The sequence below is a fragment of the Amycolatopsis sp. SID8362 genome, from assembly GCF_010550475.1.
In the GTDB taxonomy this organism is placed as follows: Bacteria; Actinomycetota; Actinomycetes; order Mycobacteriales; family Pseudonocardiaceae; genus Amycolatopsis; species Amycolatopsis eburnea.
On record NZ_JAAGNB010000487.1, the window covers coordinates 36,589 to 47,838 of the forward strand.

The window sequence follows — 11,250 nt, forward strand, 5'->3', positions numbered from 1 at the left end:
CTTCTCCTTGAAGGTACGACGGTCTGAAGTGGACTCATAGGCCAGCGAGCACGCTGGTAAGGGCGGGATATCCGATGAAGACGAGGAAGCCGATGAACAGCATCACCACGGGCAGGCTCATCCGTTCGGTCGCTGCCTGGGCATCGCCTTCGGCATCGGTGAGTTCGCGGGTACGCAGTGCCGCAGCCTTGGCCGCGAGACTTGCGCGGACGCGGGCGCCTTCGGTACCCGCGAGGCTGACCGACGCTGCGAGCTCGGAGAGCTGATGCACGTCGAGTTCGCCACCGAGCTGACCGAGGGTGGCCCATGGCGTGGTGCGGGTCAGCTTGGCGGTGACCAGCGCGCGACGAAGTTGCTGGAACGCCCAGCCTTTGCCGATCTCAACCGCATCCGACAGCGCGCCGTCGACACCGGCGCCACCGGCCAGCAGGACCCGGATGAGGTTGAGGTAGGCCGACAACGCGTGCCGGAAGGTCGAGCGGCGCCGCTCGGCTTCCTTTCGAACGCGGATGTCCGGGAGCAGGAATCCTCCGAGCCCGAAGAGGAGACCGGCGACCGCGGGAACTTCCCAGGCGAGGCCGACGTCGGCCGCGACGAGCAGCACCTGCATCACGGTCGGCAGCAGCAACCCGGCCAGCGCCAGCGCCGCCTTCTCGGCCAGGTGGTGCTCGATGCCCTTCCCGGTGACCGCGAGGTCGTTGCGTAGCTTGCTGTTGGGCAACCCGAGGGCAGCCAGCGGCTTGCCGAACGGGCGGCCCACCCGCAGCGTCCAACCGTCGGATTCCGCTGTGAGGATCGGCGGCGGCGCTGGCGCCGCGTGCAGCCGGTCGACCAGGGCCCGCAGCGACGGCCGCGGCGGGAACACGTAAACCACGAGCGCCCACAAGCCGACGCCAAGCCCGGCTCCCCACAGCAACGCCTCGATCATGATGACGCTCCCTTCCCGGCGAGCAAGACATCGACGTCGGCGTCGTGCTGGCGGATCGCGTTCAGTTCGGTCAGGAACCTCTCGGGGGCACGCTGGCGCACGATCCGGCCGAGCCAGGTGAAGGCGACCGTGAACAGCAGGCCGACAAGCAGCAGCATGATCTGCCCGAACGCCGAGTCGTAGGGGGCGAGGTAGCCACGGTTGAGCAGCACCAGCCCGGCCGCGAAGACCAACGTGGTGATCACGACGACCCGCACGCTGGTCCGGGTGCGAGCGCGTCCGGCTTCGACCCGCATGCGCATCGATGCCTGCTCGCGTGCCTCGCCGGCCAGTTCGCCGAGCAGGTCGGCCAGCTGCCGGGCCTGGTGCTCGGCGGCCAGCACGAGCGCGGAGATCACCAGATCGGCGGTCGGGTCGCGGAGCTGGTCGGCGAGGTGCCGCAGGGAGGGCGCGAGGCGGTCGCCGCGTTCCAGCCGGACGGCCAGCTCGGTGATCTCCTCGCGGATCGCCTCTGGGCAGGCCGGGGCGGTGGCAAGGATGGCCTGTTCCAGGCCGGCCGCGGCGACGAGGGTGTCGCGTAGCATCTCCGTCCACCCGGCGATCGCCTCGATGCGCTCGAGCTGGCGCCGGTGGTCGGCGTTCGAGCCGAGGATCCGCGGCAGGCCGAGCAGCGCGACCATGGCCAGGATGCCGCCGACCACCCAGCCGGTGACCACGCCGACCGCCAGGCCGGCGAGCACGGCCACGACGAGGAGGCCGACCTGCTTGCGGTCGTGCCGTGCGATCAGCCAGGTGTTCAGCCGCGACGACGTCACCACACGCGCGGGCCGACCGCGCAGACCGGCGACGATCAACAGGGCCCCGACGGCGACACCGCCTCCGAGCACGCCAAGCAAGACGACGGTCATGGCGTCCACCAGCCTTCGCGCCGCTCGAAGAGGTCCGGGTCGTAGCCCGCCTCGACGAGCAGGTCGACGGTGTCGGTCCGCAGCGGCGCGCCGGGCACCGCGCGCAGGTCAGGACCGGGCCGCCAGACCTCGTTGCTGATGATCTGGGCGCCGTCGGCACCGACGACTTCACGGATGGAGGAGACGACGCGCTTGCTGGGGTCGTCTCGGGGCTTTTCCAGGTGAACCACGAAATGCAGGGCGGCGGCGACTAGGAGGTTGGTTGCCTCCATCGGCAACCGCTCCGGGCCTTGCACCGCGTAGGCGGCGAGCTTGGTGAACGCGCCCTGGCTGCTGGAGGAGTGCAGCGTGCCCATGCTGCCGTCGTTGCCCATGGACATCGCGTTGGTCAGCGGGATGACCTCGGGGCCGCGGACTTCGCCGACGAGGACCCGGTCCGGGCTCATCCGCAGGGACTGCCACACGAGGTCCGACAGCGAGATCTCGCCCTGGCCCTCGATGTTCGCCTCGCGGGCCTGCAGCGCGACGACGTCCGGGTGGACGTCGGCGTCCTCGCCGAGGCCGAGCTCGAAGACGTCCTCGATCGTCACCAGGCGCTCCCACGGCGGGATCGCCGACGCCAAGCCGCGCAGCATGGTCGTCTTGCCGATCGCCGTGCCGCCGGTGACGAGAATGTTGCGCTTCGCCTTCACGAGGGCTTTCAGGAAGCTCTCCAGGGCGAGGTCGATCGTCCCGTTCTTGCGCAGGTCGGCCAAGGTGACCTTGGTGAACCGGTGCCGGCGGATCGACACCGACGGCCGCGCGGTCACCGCCATGACCGCGGAGACGCGCTCGCCTCCGGGCAGCTGGAAGTTCACGATCGGGCTGCCGCGGTCGAAGCGTCGCTCCTCTACGCCGGAGCGGGTAGCCAGGTCCCGGATGAGTTCGATCAGCTCGGTGTCGGAGCCGACCACCGGCGGCAAACGCTTGCGACCGCCGTCGGCGCACTTGACGAAGACGCGGTCGCCGTTGATGTTGATGTTCTCGATGTCGGTGTCGGCGAGCAGCGGTTCCAGGCCGGCCAGGCCGAAGACCTCGTCGAGGACCTGGCGGATCACGCGCTGCTCGACCTCGGGGGCCACGAGCATCCCTCCGGCCGCGGAGTTGCGCAGCTCGGCCTGCGCGTGCGCCTCGGCCGCATCGGTCAGGATGGCTTCGGCCAGCCGACGCCGCGTCGAGGCGTCCATTGGTGGCCGGCCGGCGGACTCGTCGGCTCGGACTCGTTGGCTGAGCTGGGTGGACAGTTCGTCCCGCAGGTGCTGCCGCAGCCGTTCCACCGCCGCGGTCTCACCGGCGGGCCGGTGCGGAAGGTCTGTCGGCCCAGGCACGTGCGGGCGGCCGTTGACCGGCACGGCCAGGTCGGGGCGCGTCATGGCGTCGCCCCGTTCCGGATGTGCGGGCCGACCCGCTGCGGGGGTACGCCTGGGACCGACTCGCCGACAACCGCCAGCCGCAGGTGCGGTGGCCGGCTTCCGTCGGTGGTGGTCGGCTGGTGCCCGTGCGCGTGGAGGTTGAGCGCGATCATTGCCGCGGCCCGGCCGAGCGCGGACTTGTCCGCCCCGCGCCGGCTCGTGCCCTGGCCGCTGAGCATCGCCGCGCCCTTGGTGTCGGCAGACACCCGGCCCATCACCGGGATCTGCAGCGTCTGCGAGACCTCCGCGGTCGGGTAGCCGTCGCCCACCAGGACGAGGCACGGTCGGCGTGACCACTGCTGGGCGGCCTGAAGCTTGAGCGCGACGTGCGCGAGCTCGTCGTCGTGCGGGCGCGCGAGCAGCAACATCGCATCCGCACCGCGGACGATCGGCAGCGCGAGAGAACCGGGATCGACCCGGCCGCAGTCGGCGATGACCACGATGTCCGGCTGGTCGGCCGCGCGACGCAGCGGCGACGAGCCTCCGGAGGCCAGCACCGCGAGCGCTGCACGAGCTTGTTCAGCGCCGACCGGGCCAGGCACGACCCGCAAGCCGCCCGGCAGAGGCTGGGAGTGCTGGACGAGCAGGTTCGGGTCGGCACCTCCACGGCCTCGGGCCGCTGCGGCCAAGCTGACCAGGCCCGGCGTGTCGGGCAGCCGGAAGCGGGCCATCAGGTCGCCGCCGGCCGGGTCGGCTTCGACGACGATCGGACTCTGCTGGGCCGGCCAGCAGGCGCCGAGCGCGGTCGCCAGGGTGGTAGCACCGGGCGAGCCCTTGAGAGAACAGACGGAGATCAGCATCAGCGTCCTCCCCCGGCAATCGCGACGAGGCTGAGCTGGCCCGCCGGGGCCGAAGCCAACGCGCGAGCGTCCGATTCGGCCAGCTGCAGGGACACCACGGTGATCTGCTCCGTCTCCCGGGCAGCGACGCCGGCCACCACCGCGGTCCATGACGACGTCTGACCGAGCGGCGTTCCGACAGCTGGGCTTTGCCCCGGCGTCGCGAGGACCGCGACCGTGGTGCCGGGCGCCAGGTCAGGCGGAAACTGTCCCGGCTTGAGCCCCACCGCCGCTACACCCTTGCCGGGCGCAGGAATCTGAGGAACGCCGAGGACCGAGCGGGTCACCAGCGAGCCGACGGGCAGGCTGAATGCCACCGGCCGGCCGACCACTGTGGATGCTGCCGACGCGGGCAGAACGTCCATTCCGGAGTCCACCGCCATACTGACCTGCTTGAGATCCTGAACCTCGAGAAGCTGGCCCACGGCGACGGCACGGGCCAGCGCGACGACGCTTTCGCGGTCGCCGAGCTGCGTCCCGGCGACCACGCCTCCGGCCGCGCAGACGGCGACCAGCAGGACGCCGAGCAGCAGGTGGGGCACGCTGCGGCGCCGGCCCCCGCCACTCAGGCGTGCGGGCGTCTTGCCATCACGGCCCGCCCACGAGTTCAGCGACGCGGGTTTCGCGTCCGGGCTGGTTGAACTTGCGGTAGTGGTCACCACCGACCTCCTCAAGGCATGACGCCATCGCGACGCGTCGACTCGGTGTTCGACGTGCCTTTTCTCAAACGAGGGTTGTGTTGTGCGTGCCGGACCTCAGCCGGTCGCGATTCCCTGGCTCTCCGCTACTCGGAACGCCGCCGAGGCGGAGGTCGTCATGTTCGGGAACGTGCCACCCGTGCCGGCGCCCGACCACGTCACGGTCCAGTTCACCGTGGCGGTCACCGGGAACGCGTCAGCGTGCTGGCCGGCCGAGGACGTCTTGTACGTGTAGCCGCAGTCCGGCGACGCGCTCTTCAGGTCACCGCCTCCGGGGAACGGCGAGCCGGGGCCGGTGCAGGTCACCGAGCCACCTTCGCCCATCGACCAGGTCACCGAGGTCGGCTTGGCGACCGCGGTCACCGAGACGCCCGGCACGGACGCGGTGGCCGAGACCTCGCCCCAGCTGCTCCGGTCCAGCCACAACCAGGTCGGCAGGGTGACCAGCTGGTCGCCGGCCGGATTCGCCTTGATCTTCGGCGCGGGCAGACGCAGCTGATTCCGCGCCTGCGCGGCGAGCTCAGCGGGCGATGGCAGCGGCGCCGGACCTGGTTCACCGTCCGCGATCCAGACAGGTGGCCGGTACAGCGTGTCCCGGAAGCCGGCCCCGGTGCACTTGTAGATGTACCAGGCACCGGATGGTGGCTGCGCGCCCGCCAGTCGCCGATAGACAGCAGGCACCGCCGTGGCCGGTCCAGTCCTCGGTGGGACATGGAACGCTGCCGGCTGAGCGCTTCCAGGTGGCGGTCCCTGGTATCCGCTGCGCTCGTAGCCACACTGGGCCAGATTGCCGCCGCCGATGATCGTGTCGCCGCCGGGATCCGAAGGTCCGCCGCCGGAGTTGTGGTGCCCTGGGCCTCCGGGCTTGTTCGGCTGGTTGCCGTGGTCGCCGCCCTGCTGCCCGCCCTTGCCCACGCCGAGTTCGCAGCCGGGATTCGGGTACTGGCTGCAGTCGGTGTAGCCGTAGCCGTCGGCGAGCGCGGGCGCGGCCCCGATCACGACGATGGCCGCCGCCAGCACGGCCGCGGGCGCTGCTCGATTCAGCATGTCCCCACCCCCTCCACCGCGAACCTGGTGACCTTCCACGAGCCGTCCGCCTGCTTCTTGACCTCCGCGGTGATCGCGCGATGCCCGCCCGGCGAGTCGGTGAAAGGGGAACCGTCCTTCTTGTACTTCAGCCAGTTCGTGCTGTCCCCGCAGTCGGAGATCATGATCGTCGTGGGCTTGCTCGGCGGCTTCTCCTCGGTGACCTTCGGGCTCGTCGCCGGCGCTCCCTTCGACACCACGCCGTTGAGGTGGTCGGTGTAGAGGCTGCGGTTGATCACGCCGAGCGCGTCACCGGTCGCGTACTTCGCCACTTCGGGTGATTGCCAGTCCGCCGTCTCACCGGCCTTTGCCATCGCTCGCCACATGCCGACGTAGGCATCGGTCGCCAGCTGGGGCGCAGGAGTCGGCTGCGGAACCGAGGTCGAGCTGGTCGCCGGTGGGTTCGAGGCAGAGGCTGACGGTGCGGAAGAACCGCCGCCGGAGCACGCGCTGAGCGTGAGCGCGGCGGAGCCCAACAAGATCGCGTGGGTTGACACCTTCGTCCATGATGGACGAACCGCACCTGACGGAGTCGACATCATTCCGCTACCCCTGTTCATCCTGACCGGCATCACGGCCGCCGTCGCGGTCGTGATGGGTGGCGCGCTCGTGGTCCGTTCTCCCCGCCGGCAGGTAGCGGCGCAGCTGGTGATCGCGACCGCACTCGTCGGCGCGCTCGCCTGGCGCGTTCACGACGTGGCGCCGTTCGCGATTTCCGCGAGCGTGGCGGCGTTCGGCGTGCCACTCGCCTTCGCCGACGCGCGACACCGTCGCCTGCCGAACCTGCTTGTTCTCGGACTCGCCGGTTCGGTCGGCGCCGCCGTCATCGCGACCGCTGTCGTCGACCCCGACGCCGGTTCGCTGGCTCGCGCGCTCGCCGGTGCGGCCGTGACCGCCACGTTCTTCCTCGCCGTGTACTTCATGGCGCCCGGCCAGCTCGGCGGCGGGGACGTGAAGCTGGCCCTTCCACTCGGCGCGGCACTTGCGTGGTTCGGCTGGCAAACGCTCGTTCTCGGCAGCCTGCTGCCCTGGCTGGCCGCCGCGATCGCGGCGGCGATCATGCGTCTCGGTCGTCGCCGGACCCCGATCCCGATGGGACCGTTCCTGATCGTCGGCGCGCTGGCCGCCATGCTCCTCGCGAACGGGTAGCCGATAGATCAGCTCAAGCGAGCAAGTCGTCATCGCGGCTTCCCTCCCCCTGTAGATCTCGGTGACCGGCCGGCCTTCTCGCCAGACACGGCCGGCCACCGTCCCCTTCGATTCCTCTTCCGTTCCCGGGCGCCGGAGCCCGAGTGACTTCCGGTTTAGCGGCCTGACCTCGGCTGAGTGCAAGGTAAGTCGACGGGTGAGTCTGGACTCAGTCGACGGATCTTCACTCGTTCGGAGGAAGGTGTCCTGTCCAAAGGACGTCACGATCCCGACCGGGGCAAGCCGGGCGGCAGTTCGTGATAGGTCTGCTGGTGTGGATGACTGGGACGTGCCGTACCGGCAGAGCGTGTACGAGGTACTTGCCCTGCTGCGAGGTGACTGGACCGTCGCCGTCCTCGCGACCCTCGCGCTCGGCGAACTGGAATTCACCAAGCTGCGGAACGAGGTGAACGAAGCCGAGGAGCGCTCCGGCTGGACGGCGCACTCGAAGCCGCTGACGGCTCGCACGCTGACCGACACCCTCCGGCGGCTCGAGCAAGACGGGCTCGTCGAACGACGCGCGGAAGGCAGCGCCTTCTCCAATGTCTGGTACAAGCTGTCACCCGACGGGCGTGCGCTTCTGCGCGCGCTGCGTCCGTTGGCCACCTGGTCGCAGCAGCGCCGCGACCAGACACGAGCGGACAGCCGCGGTCATCGCTAGGCGGTCGACTTGACGACTCGGACCTGATTGCGCCCGGCGTCCTTCGCCGCGAACAGCGCGTTGTCGGCGGAGATCAGGACCTCCTCCAGCGAACTGCCCGCCGCGGGAAACGCAGCTGCGCCGATCGACACGCTGACGTGGAAGCCTGGCCCGGAATCCGGCTCGATGACGGTGCGTTCGACGTGGTTCCGGATGCGGTCCGCGATGGCGTGAATCGCGTCCGGCGAGCTGCCCGGCAGCAGGACGACGAACTCCTCGCCACCGAATCGCCCGCAGAGGTCGTCGCTCCGGACTTCGCTGCGGATGGCGTTGCCGACGAGGACGAGCGCCCTGTCGCCGGTCAGGTGTCCGTGAACGTTGTTCACGTCTCGGAAGTGGTCGATGTCGATCATCAGGACGCCGACGCTGAAGCCGTGCTGGCGAGCGCGGTCGATCTCCTTCGCCGCGATGGCGTGCCAGCTCGCCGCGTTGAGCAGGCCGGTCTTCGAATCGGTGGTCGAAGCGTGCTCGAACTGGCGGATCAAGACGCTCCGGTGCAGCGCGTAGAGCGGCAGGAACAAGACGATCACCAGCCAAGGACGCAAGGTCAGGAGGACCGCGGTCAGTGCGCCCATGCACAACGTCGCCAGCTCGAGGATGTTCTCGTTGAGCGCGCCGAGCATCCGCTTGAACGAAAGGCTCCGCCCGGCGAGAGCGATCGCCACGCCGACGATCGTCGAGTTCGCGGCGAAGTAGATCGCGATCACCGATGCCAAGCCCACCGCGGTCCAGATGCCGGCTTCCTGGCCGGGCGGCACGACGTGCAGCTGCTTGGCAGCCCACCCGGCGATCTGGCAGGACAGGATGACGTTCGCTGTGCTGAAGATGACGCGGTGCGCGTGGATCCCGGCGACGCCTCGCCAGCTGCGCAGCCACAGGTGCAGGTACAGCAGCACGGCGACGAGGGCGGCCAAGGCGGTCGGGAGGGTGAGCGCGGCGGCCAGGGTCCACACGGACGAGAAGTTGACGTGCGGGGTGTCCGAAAACCGCCGTCGCCGGCGCTCGACCCCGCGGGTCATCTCCGCGGCCAGGATCCCGAGCCCGACGATCAACCCGCAGGACGCGACATCCCGCCAGGCCATCGGCGCGCCCGCGTCGACGATGACGGCAGCTACCGCGATGGCGTCGATGACCAGCAGAAACACCGCCGCAGGCCGCGGCAGCAACCCGATAGCCCATCGTGACCAACCAGAGCGCTCAGCGACCTCCTCCTTCGGCATACTGATCTCGCTTCCGTTCCCAGGGGAGGACCCGAGGTCCTCGAGCTCCGGCTGCCGCGCCTCGGCACCTCCCGCCGCCGGACGCTCCGGGAGGGGGTCACTATGCGTAACAAGGACTTCTGAGTGCGCTGAATCCGCCGGTGCGGGCTCGTCCTCGACAGTTCTCGCCTGCCGAGGTCGAGCCGCCCACCAGACGAACCCGGCCGCGACCGCGGAGAGTGACGCCAGCGCGCCCGACGCGGCGACGACAACGACGGGATCGACCCGCTCGGCGACCACGCCGGCGCCGAGGATGGCGATGCCCTGCGAGCTGTAGAGGCAGGTGCTCAGCCGTCCCATCGTGGTGCCGCGACGCGCGTCCGGCACCAGCTCGACGACGACCGCCTGGAGCCGGATCAAGTAGATGGTCGACAGCGCACCCGAGACCGCCCAGAGGCCTGCGGCCCACCAGGCGCCTGGCAGCGCGAGGCAAGCGATCAAGGGCAAGCCGGACGCAGCCGCTGGCACGACGACCAGCTTCGCCGTGATCGCGGTATCGGGCCGGAGCCGGCTGGCCAACCAGCCGCCGAGCACGCTGCCGACGGGATCGGCAGCCATCAGGACGCCGACCCCGATCGACGTCAGGCCCACCGCGTTCGCGTACGGCGCTGCCAAGCCTTCAGGTACGACAAGAAATCCGACTATCGCGGCCAGCATGTAGACAGCGACCATGCGCGGATCAAGGCCCGCCGCCGCTGACCGCGGCGTCGACTTGGACTCGACCCGACTGACGGGACGAGCGCGGACCACCGCGGCGACCACAACGGCGCTGACCAGGAACGTCGCGGCGTTCACCAGCAGCGCGCCGCTGGTGCTCAAGCTCGTGACCAGCAGGCCGCCGAGTCCGAAGCCGGCCACCTGGGCCGTTTGTGTGCTGATCTGCCGGAGGCCGAGACCGGCCTGGTACAGCCCGTTCGGAAGCACGTCCGGCAGGAGCGCGAGCTGAGCGGCCTTGAATGGCGCCGCGGCTATGGTCAGGCAGCCGATCAACGCCCAGAGGACCCCGAGCGGCATCCCCGGCACAGCCATCGCCGCCGCCAGCACGGCGCGCGCGACATCGGTCACGACGATCACCGTCCGGCGCGGATACCGGTCCGCCAAGCCCGAGAGCAGGAAACCGCCCAGGACCGCCGGCACGAAGGTCAGGGCGTAGGTCAACGCGGTCAGCGCCGCGGAGTCCGTGCGGGCGTAGACGAGCAGCGCGAGCGCGACCCGTGCGACCTGATCGCCGAAGACCGACAAGGCTTCAGCGAGCCACAGCGCGCGAAACTCGCGACCTCGCAGCGCCGCCGCAACACCGCGGTGTCCGGTTTCGGTCATCGGCCCTCCCCGCCGCCGTCGAAACTCGCCCGGCAGGCCCCCTACCTGGAAGAACCAAGGTATGCCCGCTCCGTGTCCATGTGGACACAAGAAGCGACAGATCACCCAATCGCAGCATGATCGTCACAGTCCGCAACTGGTTTGATCGACTCCCGCCGTCAAAGCAGGCGGCTGTTGAAACCTGCCGCGACCAGGCGATCGAACGCGGCCGCCACAGCCGGCGGTACCGGCTGCTCGATAGCGAAGCCGCGGTCGGGGTAGACCATCACCCGCTGCAGATGGGTCTGCCCAGACTTCGGTTGACACCGGAGCTGACTGTTTCTCAGGCCGCTGACGTGGCCGTGTAGATGGTCTCAAACTCGACCGGGGTGAGCTTGCCCAGGGCGCGTTGGCGGCGTTTGCGGTGATACTTCGTCTCGATCCAGGACACGATCGCCAACCGGAGCTCCTCCCGCGTGCGCCACCGGCGGGTATCGAGAACGTTCTTCTGCAGCAACGAAAAGAACGACTCCATCGCAGCATTGTCACCACACGCACCGACCCGACCCATCGACCCGGTCAGCCCATGACCGCGCAGCAGGCGCTGGTAGGCCGCCGATCGGAACTGGGCGCCGCGGTCGGAGTGGACCACGACGTCGTGCGGGTCGCGCAGCGCGATCGCGTTGCGCAGCGCGCTGACGGCGAGTGAGGCCCGCATGTGCGAGGCGATGGAGTATCCGACGATCTTGTTGGAGTAGCAGTCCTTGACCGCACACAAGTACAGCTTGCCCTCACCGGTGGGATGCTCGGTGATATCGGTCAGCCACTTGGTATTCGGTGCGGTGGCGGTGAAGTCCCGGCGCACGAGGTCGTCGTGCACCGGCGGCCCCGCCT

General features: G+C 69.8%; 12 protein-coding genes. 3 read left to right on the forward strand and 9 right to left on the reverse strand.

Annotated elements, in window-relative coordinates; translation table 11 throughout:
* Positions 1-34 precede the first annotated feature (34 nt).
* From G3I65_RS15050 to G3I65_RS15080, 7 genes are all read right to left on the reverse strand, one after another.
* Positions 35-928: a type II secretion system F family protein gene (locus G3I65_RS15050; protein WP_160696660.1), complete on the reverse strand. Its 894-nt coding sequence runs from the start codon at positions 926-928 to the stop codon at positions 35-37.
* Positions 925-1,836, reverse strand: coding sequence for a type II secretion system F family protein (locus G3I65_RS15055; protein ID WP_160696661.1), 912 nt, complete (start codon positions 1,834-1,836; stop codon positions 925-927). Before G3I65_RS15055 ends, G3I65_RS15050 begins: the two co-directional genes overlap by 4 nt.
* Entirely contained in the window at positions 1,833-3,248 is a 1,416-nt protein-coding gene (locus G3I65_RS15060; protein ID WP_160696662.1) for a CpaF family protein, read from the reverse strand. The genes G3I65_RS15055 and G3I65_RS15060 overlap by 4 nt, the downstream gene beginning before the upstream one ends.
* Positions 3,245-4,087: a ParA family protein gene (locus G3I65_RS15065; protein ID WP_160696663.1), complete on the reverse strand. Its 843-nt coding sequence runs from the start codon at positions 4,085-4,087 to the stop codon at positions 3,245-3,247. The genes G3I65_RS15060 and G3I65_RS15065 overlap by 4 nt, the downstream gene beginning before the upstream one ends.
* Entirely contained in the window at positions 4,087-4,785 is a 699-nt protein-coding gene (locus G3I65_RS15070; protein WP_309235470.1) for a hypothetical protein, read from the reverse strand. The genes G3I65_RS15065 and G3I65_RS15070 overlap by 1 nt, the downstream gene beginning before the upstream one ends.
* A gap of 96 nt (positions 4,786-4,881) precedes the next feature.
* Complete coding sequence (locus G3I65_RS15075) at positions 4,882-5,871, reverse strand: hypothetical protein (RefSeq protein WP_160696665.1); 990 nt, start codon at positions 5,869-5,871, stop codon at positions 4,882-4,884.
* Positions 5,865-6,224: a hypothetical protein gene (locus G3I65_RS15080; RefSeq protein ID WP_239071185.1), complete on the reverse strand. Its 360-nt coding sequence runs from the start codon at positions 6,222-6,224 to the stop codon at positions 5,865-5,867. Before G3I65_RS15080 ends, G3I65_RS15075 begins: the two co-directional genes overlap by 7 nt.
* Before the next feature lie 142 nt (positions 6,225-6,366).
* On the opposite strand from G3I65_RS15080, the gene G3I65_RS15085 reads away from it, so the two are divergent.
* Both G3I65_RS15085 and G3I65_RS15090 read left to right on the forward strand, forming a co-directional pair.
* Entirely contained in the window at positions 6,367-7,059 is a 693-nt protein-coding gene (locus tag G3I65_RS15085) for an A24 family peptidase (protein ID WP_160696667.1), read from the forward strand.
* A gap of 328 nt (positions 7,060-7,387) precedes the next feature.
* A complete protein-coding gene (locus G3I65_RS15090) occupies positions 7,388-7,759 on the forward strand; it encodes a helix-turn-helix domain-containing protein (RefSeq protein ID WP_160696668.1) in 372 nt (123 codons plus the stop codon).
* Here G3I65_RS15090 and G3I65_RS15095 read toward each other — a convergent pair.
* Entirely contained in the window at positions 7,756-10,377 is a 2,622-nt protein-coding gene (locus G3I65_RS15095) for an MFS transporter (protein WP_160696669.1), read from the reverse strand. The two genes, G3I65_RS15090 and G3I65_RS15095, sit on opposite strands and share 4 nt — an antisense overlap.
* A 116-nt stretch (positions 10,378-10,493) precedes the next feature.
* On the opposite strand from G3I65_RS15095, the gene G3I65_RS15100 reads away from it, so the two are divergent.
* Positions 10,494-10,724: a hypothetical protein gene (locus G3I65_RS15100; protein ID WP_160696670.1), complete on the forward strand. Its 231-nt coding sequence runs from the start codon at positions 10,494-10,496 to the stop codon at positions 10,722-10,724.
* On the opposite strand, the gene G3I65_RS15105 is transcribed toward G3I65_RS15100, so the two are convergent.
* On the reverse strand, positions 10,700-11,250 hold a 551-nt coding region (locus G3I65_RS15105; RefSeq protein WP_160696671.1), incomplete at its 5' end, for an IS3 family transposase. The two genes, G3I65_RS15100 and G3I65_RS15105, sit on opposite strands and share 25 nt — an antisense overlap.